Annotated in this window: 23 protein-coding genes; 6 read left to right on the forward strand and 17 right to left on the reverse strand. The window is 61.8% G+C overall.

Annotated elements, in window-relative coordinates; all coding sequences use genetic code 11:
* Positions 1 to 6: 6 nt before the first annotated feature.
* The 3 genes from ATN38_RS07660 to ATN38_RS07670 all read right to left on the reverse strand — a co-directional run bounded on the left by ATN38_RS07660 (position 7) and on the right by ATN38_RS07670 (position 4,204).
* A complete protein-coding gene (locus tag ATN38_RS07660) occupies positions 7 to 2,187 on the reverse strand; it encodes an acyl-CoA dehydrogenase (protein ID WP_007732680.1) in 2,181 nt (726 codons plus the stop codon).
* A 34-nt stretch (positions 2,188 to 2,221) separates the two neighbouring features.
* Positions 2,222 to 3,385 (reverse strand): steroid 3-ketoacyl-CoA thiolase, encoded by a 1,164-nt coding sequence (locus ATN38_RS07665; protein ID WP_007732681.1) that lies wholly within the window; start codon positions 3,383 to 3,385, stop codon positions 2,222 to 2,224.
* 192 nt (positions 3,386 to 3,577) lie between these two features.
* On the reverse strand, positions 3,578 to 4,204 hold the full coding sequence (locus ATN38_RS07670) for a TetR family transcriptional regulator (protein WP_030536987.1): 627 nt from the start codon (positions 4,202 to 4,204) through the stop codon (positions 3,578 to 3,580).
* A 153-nt stretch (positions 4,205 to 4,357) separates the two neighbouring features.
* Between ATN38_RS07670 and ATN38_RS07675 the strand changes: the two genes are divergently transcribed.
* The gene (locus ATN38_RS07675; protein WP_047270766.1) at positions 4,358 to 5,890 is read left to right on the forward strand and encodes an FAD-dependent oxidoreductase; all 1,533 of its coding nucleotides are present in this window, start codon (positions 4,358 to 4,360) and stop codon (positions 5,888 to 5,890) included.
* Positions 5,891 to 5,969: 79 nt separating this feature from the next.
* Here ATN38_RS07675 and ATN38_RS07680 read toward each other — a convergent pair whose 3' ends face one another.
* The 7 genes from ATN38_RS07680 to hsaA form a co-directional block, all read right to left on the reverse strand.
* Positions 5,970 to 6,521, reverse strand: coding sequence for a pyridoxamine 5'-phosphate oxidase family protein (locus ATN38_RS07680; protein WP_007732686.1), 552 nt, complete (start codon positions 6,519 to 6,521; stop codon positions 5,970 to 5,972).
* 30 nt (positions 6,522 to 6,551) lie between these two features.
* The gene (locus tag ATN38_RS07685; protein WP_042924836.1) at positions 6,552 to 7,568 is read right to left on the reverse strand and encodes a TIGR03617 family F420-dependent LLM class oxidoreductase; all 1,017 of its coding nucleotides are present in this window, start codon (positions 7,566 to 7,568) and stop codon (positions 6,552 to 6,554) included.
* Position 7,569: 1 nt separating this feature from the next.
* On the reverse strand, positions 7,570 to 8,451 hold the full coding sequence (locus ATN38_RS07690; RefSeq protein WP_047270709.1) for an SMP-30/gluconolactonase/LRE family protein: 882 nt from the start codon (positions 8,449 to 8,451) through the stop codon (positions 7,570 to 7,572).
* An 81-nt stretch (positions 8,452 to 8,532) separates the two neighbouring features.
* Positions 8,533 to 8,994 (reverse strand): SRPBCC domain-containing protein, encoded by a 462-nt coding sequence (locus tag ATN38_RS07695; RefSeq protein ID WP_030536982.1) that lies wholly within the window; start codon positions 8,992 to 8,994, stop codon positions 8,533 to 8,535.
* Complete coding sequence (locus tag ATN38_RS07700) at positions 8,987 to 9,346, reverse strand: helix-turn-helix transcriptional regulator (RefSeq protein WP_003940373.1); 360 nt, start codon at positions 9,344 to 9,346, stop codon at positions 8,987 to 8,989. The genes ATN38_RS07695 and ATN38_RS07700 overlap by 8 nt, the downstream gene beginning before the upstream one ends.
* A gap of 65 nt (positions 9,347 to 9,411) precedes the next feature.
* On the reverse strand, positions 9,412 to 10,704 hold the full coding sequence (locus ATN38_RS07705) for a glutamine synthetase family protein (RefSeq protein WP_047270706.1): 1,293 nt from the start codon (positions 10,702 to 10,704) through the stop codon (positions 9,412 to 9,414).
* Positions 10,705 to 10,742: 38 nt separating this feature from the next.
* Positions 10,743 to 11,909: a 3-hydroxy-9,10-secoandrosta-1,3,5(10)-triene-9,17-dione monooxygenase oxygenase subunit gene (hsaA, locus tag ATN38_RS07710; RefSeq protein WP_042448427.1), complete on the reverse strand. Its 1,167-nt coding sequence runs from the start codon at positions 11,907 to 11,909 to the stop codon at positions 10,743 to 10,745.
* 237 nt (positions 11,910 to 12,146) lie between these two features.
* Between hsaA and ATN38_RS07715 the strand changes: the two genes are divergently transcribed.
* The 4 genes from ATN38_RS07715 to ATN38_RS07730 are packed head-to-tail and all read left to right on the forward strand — an operon-like array spanning position 12,147 to position 14,913.
* Positions 12,147 to 13,310 (forward strand): Rieske 2Fe-2S domain-containing protein, encoded by a 1,164-nt coding sequence (locus ATN38_RS07715; protein ID WP_003940257.1) that lies wholly within the window; start codon positions 12,147 to 12,149, stop codon positions 13,308 to 13,310.
* On the forward strand, positions 13,288 to 13,584 hold the full coding sequence (locus ATN38_RS07720; protein ID WP_065351418.1) for a hypothetical protein: 297 nt from the start codon (positions 13,288 to 13,290) through the stop codon (positions 13,582 to 13,584). Before ATN38_RS07715 ends, ATN38_RS07720 begins: the two co-directional genes overlap by 23 nt.
* A 30-nt stretch (positions 13,585 to 13,614) precedes the next feature.
* A complete protein-coding gene (locus tag ATN38_RS07725; RefSeq protein WP_218747776.1) occupies positions 13,615 to 14,403 on the forward strand; it encodes an SDR family oxidoreductase in 789 nt (262 codons plus the stop codon).
* A 51-nt stretch (positions 14,404 to 14,454) separates the two neighbouring features.
* Entirely contained in the window at positions 14,455 to 14,913 is a 459-nt protein-coding gene (locus ATN38_RS07730; protein ID WP_047270701.1) for a nuclear transport factor 2 family protein, read from the forward strand.
* A 1-nt stretch (position 14,914) separates the two neighbouring features.
* On the opposite strand, the gene ATN38_RS07735 is transcribed toward ATN38_RS07730, so the two are convergent.
* Positions 14,915 to 15,709, reverse strand: coding sequence for an SDR family NAD(P)-dependent oxidoreductase (locus ATN38_RS07735; protein WP_047270700.1), 795 nt, complete (start codon positions 15,707 to 15,709; stop codon positions 14,915 to 14,917).
* Between the two features lie 214 nt (positions 15,710 to 15,923).
* Between ATN38_RS07735 and ATN38_RS07740 the strand changes: the two genes are divergently transcribed.
* On the forward strand, positions 15,924 to 16,502 hold the full coding sequence (locus tag ATN38_RS07740) for a GNAT family N-acetyltransferase (protein ID WP_065351419.1): 579 nt from the start codon (positions 15,924 to 15,926) through the stop codon (positions 16,500 to 16,502).
* On the opposite strand, the gene ATN38_RS07745 is transcribed toward ATN38_RS07740, so the two are convergent.
* From ATN38_RS07745 to ATN38_RS07770, 6 genes are all read right to left on the reverse strand, one after another.
* A complete protein-coding gene (locus ATN38_RS07745; protein WP_007732702.1) occupies positions 16,493 to 16,999 on the reverse strand; it encodes a ClbS/DfsB family four-helix bundle protein in 507 nt (168 codons plus the stop codon). The genes ATN38_RS07740 and ATN38_RS07745 overlap by 10 nt on opposite strands.
* A gap of 87 nt (positions 17,000 to 17,086) precedes the next feature.
* Positions 17,087 to 18,022 (reverse strand): alpha/beta fold hydrolase, encoded by a 936-nt coding sequence (locus ATN38_RS07750; protein ID WP_007732711.1) that lies wholly within the window; start codon positions 18,020 to 18,022, stop codon positions 17,087 to 17,089.
* 32 nt (positions 18,023 to 18,054) lie between these two features.
* Entirely contained in the window at positions 18,055 to 19,134 is a 1,080-nt protein-coding gene (locus ATN38_RS07755; RefSeq protein ID WP_007732718.1) for a dipeptidase, read from the reverse strand.
* Between the two features lie 97 nt (positions 19,135 to 19,231).
* Positions 19,232 to 20,626, reverse strand: coding sequence for a serine hydrolase domain-containing protein (locus ATN38_RS07760; protein ID WP_308255930.1), 1,395 nt, complete (start codon positions 20,624 to 20,626; stop codon positions 19,232 to 19,234).
* Between the two features lie 217 nt (positions 20,627 to 20,843).
* Complete coding sequence (gene hutC / locus ATN38_RS07765) at positions 20,844 to 21,599, reverse strand: histidine utilization repressor (RefSeq protein ID WP_024487384.1); 756 nt, start codon at positions 21,597 to 21,599, stop codon at positions 20,844 to 20,846.
* Between the two features lie 109 nt (positions 21,600 to 21,708).
* A complete protein-coding gene (locus ATN38_RS07770) occupies positions 21,709 to 26,355 on the reverse strand; it encodes an NAD-glutamate dehydrogenase domain-containing protein (RefSeq protein ID WP_230691707.1) in 4,647 nt (1,548 codons plus the stop codon).
* Positions 26,356 to 26,496: the final 141 nt, after the last annotated feature.

Below are 26,496 nucleotides of genomic sequence, written 5' to 3' on the forward strand. Positions count from 1 at the left end.
TGCAGGTCACTTTCCCGGTTCAGGGTCGCGAGGCAGACCCAGGATTCGCTCACCGATGATGTTGAGCTGAACATTGGTTGTACCACCCGCGATGGACATGCACTGCGAGTTCAAGAACATCTGGGTTGCAGACATCCGATGCTGTTCGCCCAGAAGTGAACTCGGTCCGGCCCACTCCATTGCCACGTCCCAGACCTGCTGGATGTGCTCGACACCGATCAGCTTCGCCACCGAGGATTCGGCACCCGGCTGCGCGCCGGTGAGCGAGCGCAGCGTGGTGCGCAGACCGAGCAGACCACCGGATTGCGCGTCGCACAGCACCTTTCCGAGCACGGTCAGCTGCTCGTCGTCGATGCCACCGGGCAGTCCGTCGACCAGGCTCAGAAGAGCCTCGCCACCCGATCCGAGCGACGAGTCGTTGGACAGCGAGACACGCTCGTTGGCCAGCGTGGTGCGAGCGAGCTTCCAGCCGTCGCCTGGCTCGCCGACCAGGCACTCGTCGGGAACGAAGACGTCGTCGAAGAAGACTTCGTTGAACAGTGCTTCACCGGTGATCTCGCGCAGCGGACGAATGTCGAGGCCACTGTTCTTGATGTCGATGAGGAAGTAGGACAGACCCTTGTGCTTGGGGGCGTCGGCGTCGGTGCGCGCGAGGCAGATTCCCCAGTGCGCGTCGCGTGCCATCGACGTCCACACCTTCTGGCCCTGCAACTTCCAGCCACCGTCGACCTTGGTGGCCTTTGTACTCAGCGCGGCGAGGTCGGAACCTGCGCCGGGCTCGGAGAAGAGCTGACACCAGACGATGTCGCCGCGCAGTGACGGCGGGACGAACTTGGCGAGCTGCTCTTCGTTGCCGTGCGCGATGAGCGTCGGGATGACCCAGTTGCCGATGATCATGTCGTGCGGCTTGATCTTCGCAGCGCGCAGTTCTTCGGCGATGACCAGCTGGCTGACGGCATCGGCGGATTTGCCCCACGGAGCCGTGAAGTGCGGTGCGGTGTAGCCCTTTTCCGCGAGATACGTTTTCTGGGCGGCGCCTTCGAGTTCGAGTGCAGGAGCGAGCTCGGCTCGGACGTCGGCTCGGATCGCCTCGGCCTCGGGCGGCAGCTCGACGCTGAGCACGCGACGGGTTCCGGCAATGGTCAGCTCGGCAACGCGACGACGCCAGGATGCCGTGGAACCCAGCAGAATTCGCAGGGACTGCGCGCGGCGCAGGTACAGGTGCGCGTCGTGCTCCCACGTGTAGCCGATTCCGCCGAGCACCTGGATGCAGTCACGCGTGACGGAGAAGCCAGCCTCGAGGGCCGTGGCTCCGGCGACGGCTGCTGCGAGAGAAGCCTCCTCGGCACCGACGCCGTTGGCGGGAGTCAGCGCACGCGCAGCGTCCCAAGCGCAGACGCGTGCCTGTTCGGCAAGCGCGAGCATACGTGCAGCCTTGTGCTTGACACCCTGGAACTGGCCGATCGGGCGACCGAACTGCTGACGCACCTTCGCGTAGTCGGCCGACGTCGTGACTGCCCAGTCGGCCAAGCCTGATGCCTCGGCCGCGAACAGTGTTGCGGCAATGTCGAGTACACGCTGGGTATCGATGGTGAGGATCTCGGAATCGGTGAGCACCAAACCGTCGACGGTGACCTCGGAGTTACGACGCACGACGTCGTAGCTGGCCAAGTCCGTGACCTCGAGGCGGTCACGTCCGAGCAGAACGAATCCGCTGTCCGTCGCGAGGAGGAACAGGTCAGCGACATGGCCGCCGAGAATAAGGCTGGACGTTCCGCTGAGGGTGGTGTTGTCGCCGTCGCGGGTGATCTTCAGCGAACCCGGCTGTAGTGCAACAGCTCCGAGCGTGCTGCCATCCACGAGCGTCGGCAGTCTGTCCGTTTCTCCGGCATCACTGAGAACAGCGCTGACCACTACCGTCGGCAGGAACGGTCCGGGAACCATCGAGCGTCCAAGTTCCTCGACGACGATGGCGAGTTCGACCAATCCGTATCCTGCGCCGCCGAATTCCTCGGCTACGTGTAGTCCGAGAAGCCCCTGCTCGGCAAGCCCGTTCCAGAGTTGGGGGCGAGTTTCGACCTTCGCCTCGACGGCTTCACGGACGACGGTGGGTGTTGCGTGACGCGCCGCCCAGCCCCGTACGGAGTCGCGGAGGTCACGATCTTCTTCACTCAATCCAATAGTCATGTCTACCTCGTCAATTCGACAGTGTCAGTACGGGTCAGATGCGTTCGATAATGGTGGCGGTCGAGAGAGCGCCACCGGCGCACATCGTGACCAGAGCCGTCGACTTGTTCGAGCGCTCGAGTTCGTGCAGCGCAGTGGTGATCAGACGAGCGCCCGTGGAACCGACGGGATGTCCGAGCGCGATCGCACCACCGTTGACGTTGACCTTGGACAGGTCTGCGCCGTGAACCTGCGCCCAGGAGAGCACGACCGAGGCAAAGGCTTCGTTGATTTCGACGAGATCGATGTCGTCCAAGGTCATTTTGGCCTTGTCGAGCACCATCTGGGTGGACTCGATCGGTCCGTCCAGGTGATAGAAGGGATCGGATCCGACCATGCCGGACGCGACGATCCGCGCGCGGGGCTTCAATCCCAGTTCCTGTGCGCGCTCTTCGCTCATCAGCAGTACCGCAGCCGCGCCATCACTGATCTGCGACGAGTTGCCGGCGGTGTGGATATGGCCTTCGATGACCGGCTTGAGCCCAGCCAGCGCTTCTGCCGTCGTCTCACGCAGTCCCCCGTCGCGAGTGACAGTGGCGATCTCACCGGTAGGCACGCCTTCCTTGTCCACCACGGGAGCCTTGACGGGCACGATCTCGCGGTCGAAGCGTCCTTCAGCCCAAGCCTGAGCTGCGCGGCGCTGCGATTCCAGACCGAACGCGTCGACGTCGGCGCGCGTGATCCCACGCTTCTCGGCAATTCGCTGCGCGGAGGTGAACTGGTCACCCATGTCGATGGTCCAGTCGTCCGGGTACGGGTTTCCCGTTCCGGGTGCGTTTGCCTGACCCAGGAACACACGGCTCATAGCCTCGACGCCGCAGCCGATACCGGCCGAGATCTGACCAGACGAAATCAGGCCTGAAATCAAATGCACTGCCTGCTGGGCGGATCCACAGGCGCAGTCGATAGTGGTTGCCGCGGTGCTGTACGGCAATCCGGCGTGCAGCCACGCCTGCCGCGTGACGTTGTTGGACTGCTCACCTGCCTGGGTGACACAGCCGCCGATGATCTGTCCGATGTCTTCCGGTGCGACGCCTGCCCGTTCGAGAACGCCGAGCTGCGCTGCTCCCAGAATCTCGGCGGGGTGCAGTCCCGCCAGGGCGCCGCGACGACGGCCGATCGGTGTCCGAGCGGCCTCGACGATGACTGCATGACCCATGATGTTCGCTCCTTCGTGGAGTTTTCGGTCGGTGAGCTGGCTCACCGTCTAATTTTCTGTAATTTATTCTATTAATGATGTCAGGGCAATGTCCGGATTGACATCAACTCTCAACTGATGCGGATTCAAAAATAGAATTGATTTCAATTTTGCGAACATGACGAACCCTCCCCAGAGAGGGGCGAAGTCACGTCAGTGCCGTGAGAGATTCACCAGAAGCAGGTCGCATCCCTTGCGGATGTCGTACTCCGCATCGGGGATGGAGATTCGACCGTTGAGGCACGATTGGATGACCCCGAACCACAGCTGCATCAGCAGACGCAACCCGGTGTTGTCTTCCTCGGTGGGGTTCTCGATCCCGGCCGCATCGAGAATGATCTGCCGGAAGCCGCGATCGATCTTTCCCACGTCCGGCACCGTCGCGACGTTGGCGGTACTGGACGACTGCAGCATCGCAGTCGAGAGGGCCGGCCGACGCAGTAACCCGCGAGTCGCGCGAACCAATACCTCGTACACCGCATCCTGCGGATTGTCCGACTGAACCTGATGCCTGACAAAGCTGGCACCGATCTGGTCGATCTGCTCGACCATCACAGCGACGAAGAGGTGCGTCTTCGAGGGGAAATAGCGATAAAGAGTGCCGATGGCCACGCCCGCCCGCTTGGCGACCTCGTGCATCTGTACCCGTGAGAGTTCCTTCTCGGTCCCCAATTCGGCTGCCGCTTCCAGCATCCGCACATGGCGCGCCCGCTGCTCGTCCGAACTGGGCTCTGCAGCGTCCCTGACCTCGGCAATTCTCGGCAACGTCGCCCCCATCATCGATTCTGTGTCCCGGTCGCGAACGACCTCGCCAATTCTCTCATCTCGACCACCCATCTCGGCATATTGCCCGCTCAGTGGGACCTGGCATGGCCTTCTCTCCCCGTGCGGTATTCCGTGGACACCCCACCCTCTTGGAGTTAGGACGCAATGATGCAGGACTGGACCACCGAGTGCGACGTGTTGGTAGTCGGCTCCGGCGGCGGCGCGCTGACCGGCGCATACACCGCGGCAGCTCGAGGATTGACGACGATCGTCCTCGAGAAAACCGATCGCTTCGGCGGAACTTCCGCGTACTCGGGCGCATCCATCTGGCTGCCGGGAACCCAAGTACAGGAACGTGCGGGACTCCCCGACTCAACGGAGAACGCACGCACCTATCTGCGCGCATTGCTCGGCGACGCCGAGTCCGAGCGCCAGGATGCCTATGTCGAGACCGCTCCCGATGTCGTCGCACTACTCGAGCAGAACCCGCACATCGAATTCGAGTTCCGTGCGTTCCCCGACTACTACAAGGCCGAAGGCCGGATGGACACGGGACGCTCCATCAACCCTCTCGATCTCGATCCCGCCGACATCGGTGACCTCGCCGGCAAGGTGCGTCCGGAACTCGACCAAGACCGCACCGGTCAGGATCATGCTCCCGGCCCGATGATCGGTGGGCGCGCACTGATCGGCCGACTGCTGGCCGCAGTCCAGAGCACCGGTAACGCAGAACTTCGTACCGAATCCATCCTCACCTCCCTGATCGTGGAAGACGGTCGGGTTGTCGGCGCCGAGGTCGAATCCGGCGGCGAAACCCAGCGAATCAAGGCGAACCGCGGTGTGCTGATGGCAGCGGGCGGCATCGAAGGCAACGCCGAGATGCGTGAGCAGGCCGGCACCCCCGGCAAAGCGATCTGGAGTATGGGTCCCTTCGGCGCCAACACCGGTGACGCGATCTCCGCCGGAATTGCTGTCGGTGGCGCAACCGCTTTGCTCGATCAGGCGTGGTTCTGCCCCGGCGTCGAGCAGCCGGACGGCAGCGCCGCATTCATGGTCGGCGTTCGCGGCGGACTCGTCGTCGACAACGCGGGCGAGCGTTACCTCAACGAGTCTCTCCCGTACGACCAGTTCGGCCGGGCCATGGATGCGCACGACGACAACGGTTCTGCAGTGCCGTCGTTCATGATCTTCGACTCGCGCGAGGGTGGCGGACTACCTGCCATCTGCATCCCGAACACGGCGCCCGCCAAGCACCTCAAGGCCGGAACCTGGGTCGCCGCCGACACTCTCGAAGAACTCGCCGCCAAGACCGGACTGCCGGCCGACGCATTGCGCAGCACTGTCGAAAAGTTCAACGATGCCGCAAAGCTGGGAGTCGACGAAGAGTTCCATCGCGGCGAAGACCCGTACGACGCATTCTTCTGCCCACCCAACGGCGGCGCGAATGCGGCACTGACGGCGATCGAGAACGGTCCGTTCTACGCGGCCCGCATCGTCCTCAGTGACCTCGGCACCAAGGGCGGATTGGTCACCGACGTCAACGGTCGAGTCCTGCGTGCCGACGGCAGCGCCATCGACGGCCTGTACGCCGCCGGCAATACGAGCGCGTCACTGAGCGGCCGCTTCTACCCCGGTCCTGGCGTTCCGCTCGGCACGGCCATGGTCTTCTCGTACCGAGCAGCCCAGGACATGGCGAAGTAACCAGCACAACGAGGACGTGGGGCAGGCAATGTCAGAATCACCTGCCCCACACTCTTTCGCACGGCGACGCGATTTTGTATCACTCCAGGTCGATACCGGGCAACCCGTCCACACTCTTCGCGTTCTTCTCGGCGCGATAGGCGATGAGCCGCTCCGGCCCCCTCTTCTCCGCTACGCGGTCGAGCACGTCACGATCGGATTGGTAGTCCATCAGCGGTACTGCGTATCCGCACGAATCCGAAATGCGCGTCAGATCGACCACGACGATCGACCGCAGCCCCGGGTGCTCAGGGAACCTACCGACAAGCTCGTTGAACGGTTCCGACCCTGCAAGCAGAACGTGTCCGTGACCGTGCAGTCGTACGATCTTCGGTGGTCCGTCAAACGCCATGAACATCAGTGTTATTCGGGAGTTCTCGCGCACGTGCGCGATGGTTTCCACACCGCTGCCGGTGAGGTCGAGGTACGCCACCCGGTTGGATGTCAGCACCACAAACGATCCGACTCCCCCTTTGGGTGAGCAATTGACCAACCCGTCAGCAGACAACGGTGCGGTGGCAACGACGAACAGCGGTTGAGCCTGCAACCACGTGGTGAGCTTTTCATCGATGCCTTCGTAGACGCGCCCCATGTCGAGAGTGTAGTTCGCGCCGACTGGACGTCACGGGGCAGACGCTGCGGCGGCTCGAATCTCCTCACACATCGCTGCGAAGACGCGGTCGTCGGCGGGATTCGCCGGCACCGCCAGTGCAATGCCGTCGCAGAGACTCGCGTATTTCGAACTCAGCACCTCGGGGAGTTCGGCGTAGGTGCATTGCGTGACCAGCCTGTCGAGAACATCGTCGGTGAGGACGTCAGGTAGTCGAGCCCAATCACCTGCCCGCGCCATCACTGTCAGTTCTTCCCCGACCTCGGATAATCCGAGGACCTCCAGCGCGACTCGGTACGCCGGAGTGGAGTAGAGAAAGGCAAGTTCACTGCGCACCGCTTCTCGTTGAGCAAGTATCGCGGCAGGATCTTTGCCGGTGATCATCTTCGGAACGGCAATCAGTCGCGGCTTCCTTCCTCCTGCCGTCAACGATGGAATGATCCTCTCCGCGAGCACCTTCGGATGGGAGCTGGTGGGGTGAGAAACAAAACCGTCGGCGACGGCTCCCGCCAGTGAGCACATGCGAGAGTTCACTCCCCCGGTCCAGATCTCCGGAGCCGGAACATCGAGCGGCCCCGGATTGAAGTAGGGCTGCAGCCGGTCGAAGGTATAGTGCGTTCCCGCATGGTCGAGTTCACCGCCCTCCTGAAACACTCGGAAGATCTCGCGTACAGCGCTGACGTAATCACGCAGTTGCGCAACAGGATCCGTCCACGGCATCGAGTACCGCCCGACGATGTTCCCACGCACCTGCGTCGCAAGCCCCAGTTGAAATCGCCCACCCGAGAAACCCGCAAGATCCCAGGCAGCCAAAGCCGTCACCATGGGACTGCGCGCAAACGCGACAACCATCGACGTCCGGACAGTGAGAGTACTGCTGTGCTCGACGGCCAGGGCCGCCACCGCAAACGGATCACGAATGGTTTCGGAGATGTGCACCGTGTCGAAACCAAGGTTCTCGATGCGTCGGACGTGCTGAGCTACCTGCCGCAGCGGAGTGTCGGCAGGTAGCGAGGTCACCAATTCCATATCAGATCAAAGGCTCCAGGCGAATCGACAGCAGCTTTCCTTCGGTAGCCACCTTGCGAGCGTGTTCATTGAAATCCGGGGCGGCACAAACGAACAGGGTACGACCGTCGGAACCGCCGAGTCCGCAAGCGAAGACACCGCTGTCGAAGGCAATTTCGTCGACTATCTCCCCGCTGGCGCCCACATGAAGAACACGGCTTCCGAGGGCATCGGCCACCCACATCGAATCGTCTCCGTCGATACAACACCCGTCCGCCGCAACGACGATCTGAGCGAGGGTGGTCTCCATCTCGGGTCCACCAGGCACCGGCCCGAACGACGCCCAGTCGCGGCGTTCACCCAGAGAGCCGTCGGCCTGGACGGCAAACGCACTGATTCGATTTCCCAGCGTTTCGTCCACGAGCAGATCTCCGGTCGACGTCAGAGCCATTCCGTTGGGGAAGTGGAGATCTCGCGCGACGACGTGCACCGATCCGTCGGGGTCGACGCGGAGGAGATCTGCCGTCTCGACGGGGGCCAGGTTCATCAGATCGAACCCGAAGTTGCCCACGTACGCTCGTCCCTGTGCGTCGACCAGCATGTCGTTGACGTTGGCACTGACGTACCCGGACAAGTCTGCGTGCACCACCAACTCGCCATCGGATTCTCGCCGCAGAATCTTCTGGTCCCGCATGGAGACGACCAGTAATCTGCCGTCCGGAAGCCACCCCAGCCCGGACGGCTGCCCTGGAACCTCCGCCTCGACGCGTATGTCGGTCCCGTCCTCGCGGGCCGAAATCACCTGGTAGGTGTAGAAGTCCGACACCCAGATCCGGTTCTCGTGCCAGCGCGGGCATTCGAAGTAGGTGTATCCCTCGAGAACTACCGCAACTTCTGGTGCCATCGGGCTCTCCTGAGTCGGTGATGAATGAAGTATCAGTCTCATTCAATCACCGGCACCGCTGTCGCGGTGTCCGATTCCCGACTAGTCGCCGGCGCGAACTTCGTCCAACACGTCGAAAGCGGATTCCCATCCGTCGTACACATTCCCGTCACCCTTGAATCCCGGAATTCCTACCAGGTGGAAGGTCATCTCGGTTTTGTCACCCCGTTCTGCGAGCGTGACCGTTATCCGAGGTGCGGCATCCACCGGATCACTCGGATTTCCCCAGGTGAAGACCAGCCTCTTCGGCTCGTCGACCTCGAGATAGGTTCCGCCGGTGGGGTACTCGGCTCCGTTCTCGTCGTTGATCATCAGGTAGCGGTACGTTCCGCCAACTCTGGGATCGATCGTGACATGCTCACGGGGACTGCTGACACCCTTCGGATGCCACCAGCGCGCCGCCTCGTCGGGGTCGGTCCACGCCTGCCAGACAAGGTCGCGCGGCGCGTCGAAGATCCGGGTGATGGTGAATTCTGCAGTGGCATCGGCATTCCGGTCACTCATTGTCCTTCTCCTTCTTCGGTCGACGTTGTTTCAGCTCACGTAGACGCTCGTCGAGGAGGTCGAAGCGTTCGTTCCAGCCTCGCCGGTGTTCGTCGACCCAGGCGCTGGCGTCGTCGAGACCCTCTGCTCGAAGGGTGCACGTGCGCCATTGCGCGGTGGCGGTTCGTTCGATGAGACCGGCTCGCTCGAGCACCTTCAGATGCTGAGAGATGGCGGGTCGACTCATTTCGAACGGCTCGGCCAACTCACCGACGGTCATCGAACCATCAGTGAGGCGAGAGAGCATTTCACGCCTCGTCGGGTCGGCCAATGCGCTGAACACTGCATCGAGTCGGCCACTTCGCTCGTCCATGTAAGCAACTCCTTAATTAAGGAATAGCTTAAACATAGGACTCGACATCTTGCGCGTCAACCCTTTCAGCTCCAGGTATATCGAAGCCGCTCGACGGTTGTCGCCTCGTCCATCTGGGAGAAAGTCTCGCGCTCAACTCCCTTCACTGACACCATCGCTTCGATGATCGACTCCCCGAAGATTTCCTTCGCCACCGAGGAGGAGTTGAACTTCTGCACTATCTCGCGCAGATCGGTGGGGACTCGGGTCACCCCGCGCTCATCACGTTCCGCCTCCGTGAGAGTCGACGGGTTCACCACAATTTCCGGCGGCAATGGCGAGGCATTGCCGATACCGATATGCGAAAGGCCAAGTATCGCAGCGGTCGCCAGATACGGGTTGGCCGATGGATCGACGATTTTCACTTCGGCGTTGGCGCCGTGTGGATTCGACGGTGACTCTGCGCAGAACCTCAGTGCCGCTTCCCGGTTCTCGAGCCCCCAACAGACGTAGGCCCCCGACCAATTGTCCGGTCGCAGCCTGACCCCGGAGAGCGGTGAGGACGCAAAGACGGCCGTGAATTCCGTGAGGTGAGAGAGGATTCCACCCAAAGCTGATGATCCTTTGTCGGTCATCCCGTACTCCTGCCCGCCACCGGAGAAGACGGGCCGCCCACCTGAGTTCAACGAAAAGTGCTGGTGTGCACCGTTCCCTGCACCTCCGATCGTAGGTATCGGTGAAAACGAGGCCGCCAATCCATGGGCTCTGGCAGTGCGGCTGATCAAGATCCGGGCCAGTATCACCAGGTCGGCAGCCTGAACAGGAGTTGCCGGAGCGACGGAGATCTCGAATTGTTCCGGTCCGTACTCTGCATGAACTTGCTCGATATGAAGTTGTGCGCGTTCGGCATTGCGCAGAAGGTCCTTGAGGAAGTCCTCGCGGCGCAGGACTGCACCTAACCCGTACGCCGACCACGCTCCGTTGCACGCATCACCGAAAAGAGTGAACTCGATCTCGTGACCCACCCGAGCTTCCAGTCCGTCGGCGGCAAGCCGCGCCACGACGGCAGTGAGTGCGGACCGAGTACACACGGCAGCCGTCGCACCGTCTTGCTCGTGCAACGTCGCCGGCGCCCACGACACGCCCCCGCCGAGATCACGGAGGTCGGAGCGGTCGATACGCAACCGGAGATCACCCACGACGGAAAAGGAATCGGTGAAGGCAATCCGATCGTCGCTACAGAAGACGTTCCAGCTCGGTGAGACTCCCGCACCGGCGTTCTCGAAGACACCGGTTCGGCCGGCCGGCATCACCTTCGCGCGCGCGACACCCGCCATGTCGACGATCGAGCCGATGGTCAGAGCCGGTACTTCCCTCATCCAAAGGCAAATACCCCACCCGGTGACGCGCCAACCCGTCAGATCAGGTTGTCCTCCACCGGCAGTCCGAACGCCGCCCGGCCGTAGAGCGCCAACGCGCGCTCGGGTTCGTTGGCAACGTGAACGCTGCCCGCATGAACGTCACGCCACGCACGCTCGATCGGGTTTCCGCGAGAGAGGGAGTTCCCGCCTGCCGTCTTGAAAAGCATGTCGATCGCTTCCACCGAGCGTTCCGTCGCACGAACCTGATCACGACGCGCACGCAGCCTCATCGAGAGTGGGAGCTCCTGACCGGCCACAGCAAGTTCGTACATCTCCCGGATATTGCGATCCATCTGCAGAATCGCAGCATCGATCTCCGACGACGCACGTGCGACGGCGACCTGAGCGAACTGATCCTCGCTGAACCGTCCACCACCCAAACTCAGACGGACGCGCTCACGCATCACGTCCAGGTACCCCTCGTAACAACCGGCGACGATGCCCACACACGGCGCGGCAACCGTCGAGGTGAAGATGCTCCCGAACGGAAGTTTGTACAGCGGGCCAGGATTGACCGCTTGGCCAGGACCACGCAGTTGTGCGGTCTCGTAGTTGCGCTTCAATCGGTGCTCGGGAACGAAGGCCTTGTCGACCACGATCTCGTTGCTCGCGGTGCCCCGCATACCCACGACATCCCACACGTCACGGATTTCGTAATCGGTGCGCGGCACCAACACCGTCATGAAATCGACGGGACGACCATCCATGCCGACCACCATCGCGCCCAGCAACGCCCAACTCGCGTGGTCGCAACCGGAGGAGAAACCCCACTGGCCCGATAGCTCGTAGCCTCCGTCCACCGCCGTCAGTCGACCGACCGGCGCATAGGCGGACGAAATGAGCGTCGTCTGATCCTCTCCCCACACGTCGGCCTGCGCTCGGTCGTCGAAAAGTGCAAGATGCCACGGGTGCACCCCCACCACCGACGCGACCCAACCGGTCGAGCCGCAGGCAGCCGAGATGGCCCTGACCACTTCGTAGAACTGAACCGGGTCGCTCTCGGCACCTCCGTATCTTTTCGGCGCCAGCATGGAGAAGACGCCGGCTTCGGACAGCTCCCGGATGGTCCGTTCGGAGATCTTGCGCGAATCGTCGACCTTCTGAGCGCGGGCCGCGATCTTCGGAAGCAGATCACGGACTGAACTCAGAACCTTGTTGACCATGGGAGACACTCCTCGCACCGAACCGTGAGGGAGCGGATCGGCAGATAGACATAACGGCTGCCCCGTCACGATATGTCGGTCACGCGTTCCGGTGATCGGAAGTCCCGGAGGCCGGGATCAGCCGCCGGATCCTCGCGCTCGCCGCTGGTCCCGGCCAGTGAGACGAGACCCCAGAGGCAATTCACGCTCCCCTAGCGTCGGGCGTCGACACTGCCCCTGGAAAGGACGGGACTCATCGTGACGATCACTCAGTCCGACAACGACGAGGTTCGCGAGATCCAAGCTGGAACCGCGCCTACACGCTTTGCGCGTGGATGGCACTGCATTGGACTCACGGAGTCCTTCAAGGACGGCCAGCCGCACTCCATCGAGGCGTTCGGCACCAAACTGGTCGTCTTCGCCGACAGTGAAGGCAACGTCAAGATCCTCGACGCGTACTGCCGTCACATGGGTGGCGACTTGAGCCAGGGCACCATCAAGGGCGACGCCATTGCCTGTCCGTTCCACGATTGGCGCTGGGGCGGCAACGGCAAGTGCCAGAAGATTCCGTACGCACGCCGCGTCCCCCCGCTGGCCAAGACGCGCGCCTGGCAAACCCTCGACCAGGACGGCATGCTCTTCGTCTGGCACGACCCCGAGGGCAACCCGCCGACCGACGACGTGGCTATCCCCCGCATCGAAGGCGCGCTCAGCGACGAGTGGAGCGACTGGGTCTGGTACACCACGACCGTCGACACCAACTGCCGCGAAATCGTCGACAACATCGTCGACATGGCGCACTTCTTCTACGTGCACTACTCCTTCCCGACGTACTTCAAGAACGTCTTCGAAGGCCACGCCGCAACGCAGTACATGCGCGGCGTCGCTCGCTCGGACATGCGTCCCCACGCAGCAGGCACCCCGAAGATGGTCGGCAGCAACTCGGTTGCCACGTACTTCGGCCCCTCCTTCATGGTCGACGACCTGACCTACGAGTACGAGGACTACAACGTCGACTCTGTGCTCATCAACTGCCACTACCCGGTCAGCGCTGACAAGTTCGTGCTCCAGTACGGCATCATCGTCAAGAAGTCGGATCGCTTCCAGGGTGAAGCCGCCGACGCGATGGCCGCGAACTTCGGCACGTTCATCGCCAAGGGCTTCGAGCAGGACGTCGAGATCTGGAAGAACAAGACTCGCATCGAGAACCCGCTCCTGTGCGAAGAAGACGGCCCGGTCTACCAGCTCCGTCGCTGGTACGAACAGTTCTACGTCGATGTCGCGGACATCGCTCCCGAGATGACCGAGCGCTTCGAATTCGAACTCGACACCGCGCGACCCGTCGCAGCCTGGCAGAAGGAAGTCGAAGACAACCTCGCTGCAAAGAAGGCAGACGAAGATGCAGCCTCTTCAGTGCGCTGAGTGCAAGGCTCAGGTCCTGGTCCAGAAGAACAGTTGGGAACACACCACCGTTCAGTGGAGTGACCAGGCCCGCGCCCAGTGCCTCGAAATCGCCGACGACCGTGAATTCGGGCAGCGAGAGGGACGACCCGGTGCCCCTCGCAAGCAGTGCGGCGCCTTGATCGCGTCCATCGTGAACGCTGCAACAGCGGGCGAACTCGAGATCCTCAACGACGAGCCGGTGCCTCAGCCGATCGTCGACGACAGCGAACCCGTACCCGCTCCGTTTCACTAGTCAAGCCAACATCTTTCGAAGAAGGTAGTAATGATCGATCCTCAGTACTACGGCCCGTGGGCAGTCATCGCCGGCGGTTCAGAAGGTGTCGGCGCAGGGTTCGCCGACGAGCTCAGCAAGATCGGCATCAACATCGTTCTCATCGCCCGCAAGCCGGGCCCGCTCGAGGAGACCGCGGCCAAGGCACGCGCCAACGGCGTCGAAGTACGCACTCTCGCATTGGATCTGCTCGTTCCGGACGCGCTCGATCAGATCAAGGCTGTCACCGACGACGTCGAGGTTGGTCTCCTCATTTTCAACGCCGGCGCCAACAGCTACGGCCACGAGTTCGTCACCGGAGATCTGACGGGATTTGCCGGAGTCATCGAGCTGAACATCAACAAGCAGCTCGAACTCTCGCACCACTTCGGCGGATTGATGAAGGATCGCGGACGCGGCGGCATCATGCTGCTCGGTTCGCTGGCCGGATTCATGGGCTCCGAGCACCAGAGCATCTACGCGGCGTCCAAGGCATTCGGGCGCATCTTCGCCGAAAGCCTGTGGCTCGAACTCCAGCCGTACGGCGTTCACGTCGTCGAGTTCATTCTCGGTGTCACTCGCACACCCGCTATGATTCGCGCGGGACTGAACTTCGACATCCCGGGCATGAACGTCGCAGAGCCCGAAGATGTTGCACGTGAAGGTCTCGAACACCTTGCCGACGGCCCGATCTGGGTGGCTGCAGGAAACTACGAAGGCGCCAAGAAGCGCAGTGGCTTCCCCCGAGACAAGATGGTCAAGGGCGCTGCCGAAGCGATGCGCAAGCTGCTCAACCGCTGACATCTGCTGTGCGCCTTTATTAACCCCCCGACGTTAAGAAAGGCGCACAGCATGAGCATCGACATCACCACTCTTCTCGACGAACGCGAGATCACCCGCTCCATCTTCGAGTTCGCCCGAGCCATGGATGCGCGAGAGTGGGATGAACTCCACCGGATCATGACGCCGGACGCTACGGCAGAATTGGGCACCGGAACTCTGTGCGGACCCGCCGAGGTAGTGGCGTCCATCCGCTCGTTCCTCGACGAGTGCGGTCCCACCCAACATCTGATCGGTAACGTGCTGGTCGAGGTGGTCGGCGATCTCGCCACCAGCCGCTCCTATGTCAGCGACATGCATGTGGGCACCGGGAGCAAGGCTCACCTGAACTTCTTCACCCTCGGCGACTACCACGACTCATGGGCGCGGATCGACGGAAAGTGGCGAATGACGCACCGCACCAAGCATTCACACGCCAGTCAGGGATCCATCGAGGTTCTGGGCGCCGGCCCCAGCGGTTGGCGGAGCTGATTCAGCTCAACATCGACGAACGGCCGGTCGCGAGCGGACTCTTGCTGGTGAGTCCGCCGTCGACCACCAGGGTCTGCCCCGTCATGTAGCGAGATTCGTCCGAAGCCAGGTAGACCATGGCATGCGCGATGTCTTCGGGTTCGCCGAGGTAAGGCAGGGCGTTTGCCTGCTTCATGCCGTCGATGACATCAGCGGGGATGTTGTCCACGAGAGCGGGTGTCATGATCGCGCCCGGCGCTACGGCATTGCACCGAACACCGTTTGCTCCGTACTGGACTGCGATGTACTGCGTCAGACGAATGACTGCCGCTTTGGCGGATCCGTAGGCAGACTGCAGGGAATCCCCGATCAATCCACCTACCGAGGCCGTGTTGACGATCGATCCTCCACCGGCACTGTTCATGTGCGGAATGGCAAGTCGTGAAGCGACGACAGTGCTGCGGACGTTGAGCGACATCACGCGATCCCACTCGTCCAAGTCCATCCGGAGCAGGTCGAGATCCTTGCGCGGGTTACTACCGCCCACGTGATTACACAGGACGTTGATGCCGCCGAATTCGGTGACCGCCTTTTCGATCATCGCTGCCAGAGAGTCCTCGTTCATGACATCGACACCGAAACCCACTGCATTGCCACCCGTCTCGCGAATCGCCACCGCCGATTCCTCTGCACGCGCAGGATCGAGGTCGGCGACCAACACCTTGGCGCCCTCTGCCGCCATGAGTTGTGCTGCTGCACGCCCGATTCCACTGGCGGCGCCTGTGATCACTACATTCTTGCCTTCGAGCCTGTTCATATCTGTTCCTTTCGCGGAGAATCGCCATACCCGGATCTCACGTGCCCGGAGTTGACAGCTCCGCGATTGCCCGATCACTACCAGTCAACGCAGGATCGACAGCCTCGTCCAACTTTCTTGAATGAACTCACAAGTACGTGACCACGGCCCGCGCACCTGCTACACCGCCGAAATCGAGTGGCGACGGAAGACCTCACTGTGCTGAAGTGGCACTATGCAGAATTCTGTTCGACCGCTGTCCATCGACGACCTCGACCGTGCCGCCGAGGTTCTCGGCGAGGCGTTTGCCGACTACCCCTGGACGAACTGGTGCGTCGCCGAAGACTCCCACGTGGAACGCGTCGCGACTCTGCAACGGATCTACCTCGAACACCTGGCACTACCGTTCGGGCGTTCCTACATAGACGATTCCGGCAACGGCGTCATCGCAGTCCTGCCGCCGGACGCTCCAGAGCCTGATGAAGCGACCGTCGAGAAGATCGTCGAACTGCACGGAGATCGGTTCGAGCGCGTTCTTCAGGCTGACGAACAACTGTCTGCGCTTCCCGTCCCCGACAACGCGTGGTCGTTGGCAACGATCGGTACGACGCCGCGCTCACGCGGAACCGGATTGGGTTCTGCGCTACTGAAACATGCTTTGGCGGAACTGGATCGAACCGAACAGAATTGCTGGCTCGATACGTCGACCGAACGAAATCTACCGCTGTACCAACGGTTCGGTTTCACGATCGTCGGCCAGACCTCGCTCCCCGACGGACCGGACGTATGGCGGATGCATCGACTTCAGAGCTGATTGTTCGACTTCAGCACTCGCCGAATCATTTTCGACAACGACGCGTATTGGGTGATCGTGTTGACGGCGATCCACCTCGAGACCGGCCACGTCCGGGTCCACGAGAAAACCCCGACCGACAGCAGTTGATCATCGTCAAGGGTCTCGATGTAGTTGCGCAACATCGCAACAGCAGCTCCCAAGCGGTCACGAAGCTCCTGAGCCGGAATGTCGATGCTCGCGTCGACAACCGACTGGTTCAGTGCGGGTGTTTGCGTCCACTTGTAACCCGCCGCCGGCGTCTGCGGAGCCTCGTCTCGCAGCCCGGCACCTATCCACTCTGCGACGGCCTCTGCCCACCAGACACGCACAGCGAGTACGTCGTGCACCGTCCACGCATCGACGGCAACGGCGTCGAACGCATCGGCCTCGGCGACGCCGTCGAGTAACGCTTCGAGTTTCGAATACGCCGAGTCCAGCTCGCTCACTAGTTCTTCGCGTGACCAGGTCTGCGCCACAATGCCTCCGAACGATCAGTGGAGAAGAAAGAAGCGGGACCATCTCGACTCGATGGCCCCGCCTCCAACTTTAACGTCCTTCCGGATTCAGTTCAGCTCACCCAAGAACCTTCCGAGGTTCTCGGCGATTTCCTTCGACCTGGTGTGGTGCAGGTAGTGGTCTCCGTCCAGCAAGATCACCTCTCCGTGATCGACGGAGGCTGCCTGCCCCTCGTGCAGCTCTGTCCAGCCCTGAACTTCTGAATTGTTCACGGCGAACAACAGAATCGGAAGATCGGCTGGGAACGTCTTGCCGATTGCTTCAGCAAAGTTACTCGAAAGATGATCCATCTCGTTGAGATAGGTATCGCTGAAGTTGTTCTTCGCAGTCAACTGTCGCATCTCGTCCTTTGCGGCGGGATCGAGGTACTCGTCCGAGGCTTCACCACCGACGACCTTGGACAGCAATTCCGCCAAGCCCAATTGCCTTCCAACTCGGAGTGCGTCGATCGGGAATTTGGTATCCATGTTCGGCTGCCCTGGAACACTGCTGTCGATACCCACGAATGCGGTGACCTCGTCACGGTACTTCGCGGTGTAGTCCAGCGCATAGAGACCAGTGATCGAGTGCCCCATGAGGATGTATTCGTCAATTCCCAGCGACTGTACTGCCGTATGAATCTCTTCGACGATGTTCGCAGTCGTGCGGTCCTTGTCCGTTCCATCACTGTAGCCGTAACCGAAGGGCTCGATCGTGACGACGCGGTAGTCAGGTGCGAGCTCGTTGACAAGCGGTGTGAAGTCGAGAATCGGTGCGGACGTTCCGAACCCGGGTAACAGCACTATGGTCTGATCGCCGTTGCCGCGGATCGAGTAGCTCATGTTCTTTCCGTCGACGGACACGAACTGGTTGCCCGTCTCCCCGGCCGGAACGCTCGCTTTGCTGGAGCCGACATTGAATACGAGCGCTATCGATACCAGCACAACCAGAACTACGGACACCGAAGCAACCAGCTTCAGTGCAACGGTACGAATCTTCTTCATTCTCATCCTCATCTTCTCGGGCGTCGATACGGCTAGGAAAGGCTCGACATCGAGGCCGCACTGGTCTCGTCGAGCACACGCAACACGTTGTTGCCCATCAGCTTTGCCAAGTCCTCCGCGGACCAACCGCGTTCCGCCAGACGGTCTATCAACACCGCGAAACCGGATACGTCCTGCATACCGTCCGGAAAGTCGTCGAACCCATCGTAGTCACTGCCCAAACCGATGTGGTCGATGCCCGCGACGTCTCGGGCATGCTCGACGTGGTCGGCGAGATGGTCCACTGTCATCGCCGGTCGTGGGCCGACTCGCCCGCCTTTGAACCACTCGTTGTACTCGGCAGAAAGGAACATGGGTACAAAGGCGATCATGATGACCCCGCCGTTGTCCGCGAGCAGTCGCATGACGTCGTCGGGAACATTACGGGGGTGACCGCACAGCTGAGAGCACGACGAATGGCTGAAAATCACCGGCGCCGAAGACGTCTCGATGGCATCTCTCATCGTTTCCACCGAGACGTGCGACAGGTCGACGAGTACGCCGAGCCGATTCATTTCGCGCACGATCTCGCGACCGAAGTCGGTCAGCCCGCCGTGTACTCGAGTGTCCGTCGCGGAGTCCGCCCACCCGGTGTTGTCGTTGTGCGTCAGCGTCATGTACCGAAGACCAAGGCGCGCCATCATTCTCAGGACACCGAGCGAGCTGCCGATGCTGTGACCGCCCTCCGCGCCCAACAAGGACGCGACCTTGCCCTCGCTCCAGATGCGACGCACGTCGTCACCTGTACGCGCGAATTCGAAAGTATCCGGATATCGCTCGATCATCCGGTACACGTAGTCGATCTGTTCGAGTGTGTACTGAACCGCCTCTGGCTCCGTCCGGTCACACGGGGTGTAAACCGACCAGAACTGCGCACCGACGCCGCCGCGACCGAGTTTGTCGATGTCGGTTTGGAAGATGGAATCCTTCTCGAGATTCTCCACCGAGTATGCGGCAGTTTCGCGAGCCGTCCAGGCCAGATCGTTGTGACCGTCGATGACCGGCGCAAGGCCGTAAGCATCCAGTGCCGCGGGGTGATTCACGTCCGGAAAAGGAGCGAGAGGTTTCATCATGAGTTTTCCTCGAAAAGTAGTGCGGGCAGGTCGAGGGCCCTCATCGCCTTCGACCTGCCCGAGATTTCATTCAGCGGAGAGAATCATCTCGCCGCGACTAGTCGGAAATCTTCTTGAAAAGCCTTGTCATGTAGAGATATTGCTCGCCATCGATCGTGAGATGAGCCATCTCACCCGAAGCGCTCTCGTTACTGATCAAGAACCGGGAGGCGGACAGAGGCACGACCTTGGTGGGCGGAGCCGGCGGCTCGCCGTCGATCTCGACCTTGGCGAAGTTCTGCACCTGGAATCCGCCGTCCTCGCCGCGCGTGAGTTCGATTCGCACGGTTGTCGATTCATAGGTTCCGAGAATGTGCGACAGGTCGATGTCTTCCGCATTCGGCTCGGACTTCGGTTCCGGCAGAACGAGATCGAGCTCCTGGGCGATCTCCTTCTCGATGTCGTGGGCCAGGGCGCCGCCGCCACGCGAGTTGGTCACCACGGCCATGGCGAGACCGAGCTCGGGGAAGGTGTGAAAACGAGTGATCTGGCCGATCGTCGCACCACCGTGCTGCGCGGACGTCACGCCGCCCCAGTCGGACAGGATCCAGCCGAGGCCCCAGGCCTGATCGACGCTCGAGACCGCGGTCAGGTCGAATTGCGGAGTGCGCATCAGGCGCGCGGATTCTTCGGACAGAATGCGTTCACCCGTCAATGCGAGTCCGTCACGCATGTGTGCAGCACCGAAGGTCAGGAGCGAGCTGACCGATCCGGTGATGATCCCGGCCGGACCGATACCGCGCGGAAGCAGCCACTGCTTGGTCGGAATCACCTTGTCCGGCGGCGTCCGATCCGGGTTGGCCACGTGGCCGACGGCCGTGCGGAACAGCGGCGCGTCCTTGGCCTTGGTGATGATGTGCGTCAATCCGAGTGGCTTCCAGAGATATTCGACCAACGCCTCGTCCCACGTCATCTCACGAAGGACCTCGACGATGCGGCCGGCAACGGCAAAACCCGCGTTGCTGTAACTCAGATGCCCGCCGGGCTCGGTGACGCTGATCGCGGTCGCGAGTTCGTCGACGTACTTCTCGACGCAGTCGTCACCGTCACCGGTGTCGTTGAACAGGTCTCCGTCGATACCGCTTGTGTGCGTGAGCAACTGGCGGATCGTGATTTCCTTCGTGTTGGAAGGATCCGCGATCGTGAACTCCGGAAGCACCTCCACCACCAGGGTGTCCAGCGTCAGCTTGCCCTCGTCGACGAGCTGCATGATCAGCGTCGTCGTCCAGATCTTGCTCGCGGATCCGTACTGGAACAGGGTGTCTGCGTCGACGTCGACGCGCGTGTTCAGGCTCGTCACTCCGGTGGTGATGACACGGATGTCCGCCGCGCCGTCTTCGCCCAGCGCGATCACACCGACCTGCGCGCCCGGTACCGAATGCTTGGCTGCCAGTTCGTCGAGGCGTTCCTGCCACTTCGGGGCGACAAGTAGGTCCTTGGGCAAGTCGGTCACAGGTCGAACTCCTTCGATCATGGAAGCGAGCGGCGTAGACGGCGTTGCTGGGATCCGCTCAGGTCTCACTCGTCGGGAAGTGAGGTTGCGGAAGCAATAACCGTCCACCCATGATCTCAGTGTGCTCGCAGTCACGTCCTGGTCGATTGCACCGAAGTCGACCCCGAAAATGGTGCAATCCGACGAGCGAGTGTTCAGGATTCGCCATTCGAAACGATCAGCGCTCGAAGGTTCCTTCCAAGCGATTGCGTGAACCCGGATGGATCAAGCGCGCCGCGCTGACCAATCCGTTAGCCGACCACGTGCGGCGGCGAATCAGCAGGCACGGTTCCCCGCGATCGATGCGTAACAGCTCGCATTCGTCCGGGCTACCCAACACCGCTTCCACGACATGCTCGCCGCGAACCAGAGGCGCAACGTCACTCAAGTAGTTGTTGGGGGTGATCGCGGTGAAGTCCTGGCGCAGATAGTCTGGCGCCTCGTTCGGATTCACGAATCGGTCTTCCACCTGAATCGGAGTTTCGTCCTCGAAGTGCACCATCAGCGAATGGAACACCCGTTTGCCCACCGATTCACGAAGGAACGTCTGCCCGTGGTCGGTTTCTTCCTCACGAACGAAGACGACCTCGGTTCGATGACGGTGGCCGCGGCGCTGAATCTCGTCGGCGATGTTCTTGACTTCGAACAGCGGGGACGCGGTCTTCGTGGCGGCGACAAAAGTACCGACCCCCATCATCCGCACGATCAGACCGTCGCTGGTGAGTTCGCGAAGCGCTCGATTGATCGTCATTCGTGACAACCCCAGTGCACTGACCAGTTGATTCTCCGAAGGCAGCTGATCGCCTTCGGTCCACCGACCCGAGTTGATCTGCGAGACCACGAGGTTCTTGACCCGTTCGTAGGCAGGGGCGGACTCGCCGCCTGCCTCGTTGAACAGCACGGCGAGTTCTGCGTCCACTTCGGCAATCGCCATCGCCACCACCCGTTCGTCGAAAACCACCGAGTCGGTTCTCCCGTTCGGCCTCCGAAGTCTATCCGCCTCGTGCACCTTTCCGATCCATCCGAGAGCGTCCGCGCCGGACCTAACCCACCATGCGCCGCAATTGGCTCGTCGCAACCGAAAGCGCAGCAAGATCGTGTTGCCCGGATGCCTCGATCTCTGCGAGCGCGAGAGTGGACCTCTCGATTCTCGACGCATTCCTTTCTTCCCACCTCGAGAGTTTTTCCGCTGTCGTGTCACCCGCTTCCGCGTCGGCCAAGACGTCGAGGGTCAGGGCCCGCACCGTCGAGTACAACTCGTCCCGCAACGACAACCTCGCCAACGCGTTCCATTTTCCGTCCTTGCTCAACGCCGACACTCGATTGAGCATCGGGACGAGCCCAACATGCTCACCGAGCCGGAAATAGAGTTCGCCGGTCTCCGAGATCGTCCGATCGGCGAGGTCCGCGATCTCCACCACGTCGAGCAGTCCGAACTGATCGAGCAATATCTCCACTCGCCTGACCAGGTTCTCCGGCGCGCCTTTGTCCGTGATGAGGACCGTTCGCGCAGCCAGGTTCCGCTGATCTGCGCCTACCAGCCAGCCATCGAGCTCTGCCGACGCCTCCGCGATGCGATCACCGAATCTGCTGATCTCGGCCCCGACGGCCAGCGGTTGCGGACGACGTGTCAGCATCCACCGTGACGCCCGGTCGAGCAGTCGCCTGGTGAGCAGGATCAACTCGTCGGACACTGCGGTCGAGATCGAGGCTTCGCTGATGTCGTGCCACAACCCCCACAGTCCGAACACCTCGGAGACCACAGTGAAGGCACGTACTGCGTCTTCCGGATCAGCGCCGACTTCTTCACCGAGCCGATACGCATAGGTGATGCCGCCTCGATCGATGACGTTGTTCGTCAGCACTGTCGCGACGATCTCGCGACGAAGTGGGTGCCGGTCGAGGGCGTCACCCCCTGCAACTCGAACGCCCTCCGGAAAATAGTTCGCCAGCACCTGGCGGTAGATCTGGTTGTCGATCGAGCTTCCCGCCAACAGCGTGGATTTCAGATCGAGCTTGACGTGGGCCATCAGTGTGGCGAGTTCCGGCGACGTCAGCCCCGTTCCCGACTTCTCGGCCGCGGCGAACTGCTTCTTGGTCGGAAACCCTTCGATGACACGGTCGACGATCCCGCGCGATTCGAGGTTGGAAATCACTCTGCCGTGCACACCGATCATCGCCCCCGCATCCGCCCGCGTGGTACCCATCAGTTCGTTCTGCGAACGGTTGTCTGCGAGAACGAGTTTTGCGACCTGGTCGGTCAGCGATTCGAGTAGTGCGTCACGACGTGAGTCCGTGACGACGCCTGAGCTGATCAGAGAGTCGAGAAGGATCTTGATGTTCACCTCGTGGTCGGAACAATCGACTCCGGCCGAATTGTCGAGGGCGTCTGTGTTGATCCGTCCACCGCCGCGTGCGTATTCGATCCGTCCGGCCTGGGTGAGGCCGAGATTGCCTCCTTCACCGATCACTCGGGCACGCACTTCGTTGCCGTTCACCCGAACGGCGTCGTTGCTCTTGTCGCCGACTTCGAGGTCGGACTCACCGGAGGCCTTGACGTACGTTCCGATGCCGCCGTTCCACAACAGATCTGCCGGGGACCGCAGAATCGCCCGAACCAGTTGTGGTGGAGTCAGTTCGGTGACGTCGTCCTCGAGGCCCAGTGCCTCTCGTATCTCGTCACTGATCGGAACGCGCTTCGCCGAGCGTTCCCACACTCCGCCGCCGGCACTGATCAAGGTCGGGTCGTAGTCGGCCCACGAGGATCGTGGGAGCGCAAAGAGACGTGATCGCTCGTCGTACGAGCGCTCAGGCGACGGGTTCGGATCGACGAACACGTGCCGATGATCGAACGCCGCGATCAGGCGAATGTGTCTGCTGCACAACATACCGTTGCCGAAGACGTCGCCACTCATGTCTCCGATCCCCACCGCGGTGAAGTCATCGTGCTGGGTATCGACGCCGAGCTCACGGAAGTGCCGCTTGACACTTTCCCAGGCGCCCTTCGCCGTGATACCCATGGCTTTGTGGTCGTAGCCGACCGACCCGCCGGACGCGAAGGCGTCGCCGAGCCAGAATCCGTACTCCGCGGCAACCTCGTTCGCGATGTCGGAGAACTTCGCAGTTCCCTTGTCCGCGGCGACAACAAGATACGTGTCGTCTCCGTCGTGGCGAACGACCCGCCGCGCCGCGACAACGGCCCCGCTCTGCTTGTCGACGTTGTCGGTCAGATCGAGTAGTCCGCGAATGAAGGATCGGTAGCAATCGATCCCGGCCGCCAACGCAGCTTCTCGGTCTGCGTCTGCGCCCAGCCCTGGAACCGGTGGGCGTTTGACGACAAATCCGCCCTTCGCTCCGACAGGCACGATGACTGCGTTCTTGACTGCCTGCGCCTTCACCAATCCCAGTACCTCGGTGCGAAAGTCCTCTTTCCGATCCGACCAGCGCAAGCCGCCGCGAGCCACCGTACCGAAACGAAGGTGCACACCTGCTACATCGGGTGAGTACACGAATATCTCGAACTTCGGTCGAGGGAAAGGCAATACGGACAGCTTCTCCGAATCGAACTTCAACGAGAGCGCGCCGAGCGATTCAGTGGGATACACGAAATAGTTGGTACGCAACGTGTTACGGACCAGTTCGGACAACGCGCGCAGGATCCGATCGGCGTCGAGTCCTTGCACCTGCGCCACGGCCGTTTCCACGTCCGCTGCTGCACGTGCACCTCGATCTCCGTCGACGACGTCAGGATCGAAACGGCTCTCGAACAATTCGCACAATCTGCCGGCGATCTCGGGATGATCGGCAAGTACCTCGGCGACGCGACCGGTGCTGTAAGGAAATCCCGCTTGCTGCAAGAACTCCGCGTATGCCCGCAGCACCACTACCTGTTTCCAGCCGAGTCCCGCGATCGCGACCAATTCGTTGAACGAGTCCGGCTCGGCGTCACCGTTTCGAACCGCGGCAAACGTCGCCGCGAATCGCGCGGCAAAGTTGTCGAAGCCTTCGACCGGAGCACTCGGATAGTCGAGCGTGAACTCGTAGATCCTGGACTGTTCGGTTCCCACCGGTGCGATCTCGTACGGGCGCTCGTCGACCACTTCGACGCCCAGGCTCTGCAATACGGGCAGCACCTCGCCCAGCGAGAGCGGATCACCCGAGACGTACAGCCCGAGACGGTGAGTACCCGGTCCGTCGACAGATCGGGCCAACCGTGGACTTACTTCTCCGGGCGCGAGGCCCTCGAACACCGCCATGTCCTCGGCGGCTCGGACAGCGTCGAAATCCTGCTTGTATGCCACCGGAACGCGCTCGGCGAACCGAGCACGCCTGCGCCGCTCGTCGTAGTGCGAAGCATCCAGAACGAATCGTTCGTCCCACGTCAGGCACGCGTCGACGACGAGGTCCCGAATCTCCCGTGCTTGTCGCGCCGACGCGAAGTTCGCGTCGCCGCCGACTGTGGCCGTGAAATGTACGACGGCCAAGGGGGATTCCGAGACTCGACTGGAGAACTCGATATTGTGGGCACCGAGTGCGTCGGCGAGTACCGACTCGGCCATTGTTCTGATCGTCGTACTGAATTTCTCGCGCGGAACGAAGAGCAAAGCCGACAACTCTTGATCTCGCCCTGTCGCCGGGGAACTTCCCACCGGTTGCAAGAACAGATGGATCGATGTGCGGCCGTCCACGGAAGTGAGTTCGTCCAGCGCGTCCGCGATTCGGGCCGGCTCGGCCGCCAGGAGCACTGTGACCGGAATCGACTGAATCACTGCCAGCATCGATTGTCCGACAAACGAATCGACGGTGGATCCTGAGGCCTCGAAGATGTCTGCGACGCGTCCTCGCACGAGCGGGGTTCGCCTGACGTCGGCGACGATACCGGTCGCGGTGAAGAACCCGACGAATCGGTACGCACGGTCGCCGACGGACACGTCGATCTCGGTGGCGTATTCGGATCCACCGAACCCTTGCCGGAGGTACACCACTGCAATCGCGAGGGGCGCCGCTTTCGAATCCGAAGAGCCGGTTGGATCGGGGAGCACGCCGATGGCGTACGGCTCGTCACTGTCGACAGTTCGCGCACCACCGATGACACTGAAGTTTCCGGCGCTGCACCACCGGAGAAAGTCAGCTTCTTCGGCGTAGCCGTTCGAGTCCAGTTGCTCGCGCGCCTCGTCGACGAGGTCCCGCAGGGGCACGGAATCGCGGAAGGCACGCGCGATACGGTCGAGGATTCCGGCGACGTCGTCCGCGATCACCTGCGCCTGCGCGTCCGAACAGTGTGCGGGTAGTCCTATGTGGATCCATGATTCGGTGCGCTCCCCGGCCCGGGCGTCTTCGGTGCTGTGCGCCGGTTGTACGGCTGTGCGAAGCACGGGGTGCACCACGAATTCAGGTTCCACGCGGGCACGGGCAAGTGTCGCCAAGACCGCTTCGACGAGCTGCGGCATGTCGTCGCCGACGTATTGAATCGCGGGGCTATCCCCTAACTCCCCGGCCGGCGCGAGTCGCGAGATCGACGAGTTGTGTCCTCGTCGACGCGAAAGGTCCATGTGCGCGGCGACAATCGCCAGCTTGCGGTCTTCGGCGAGCGCAGCGTATCGGTCCGCCGACAAGCCCTCGAAATACGTACTGGACACCCTCCTCACATTCTCGGAGTCCGGTGTCGTGTCGACTGAAACGAGGCTCATGTCAGCACCTTCCGTCGAAAGCCACGCTGCTTCCGACTTGTAGTGGGTTCGATCCGCAATCAACTTGTCTATACAGGCTTAGACAAGTTGATCATTGCAGAACGTGAGCCGCGACACAACAACTTCACCCCTGGACAAATT

Origin of the sequence: Rhodococcus sp. FH8, assembly GCF_019266085.1 — a bacterium.
In the GTDB taxonomy this organism is placed as follows: Bacteria; Actinomycetota; Actinomycetes; order Mycobacteriales; family Mycobacteriaceae; genus Rhodococcus_F; species Rhodococcus_F qingshengii.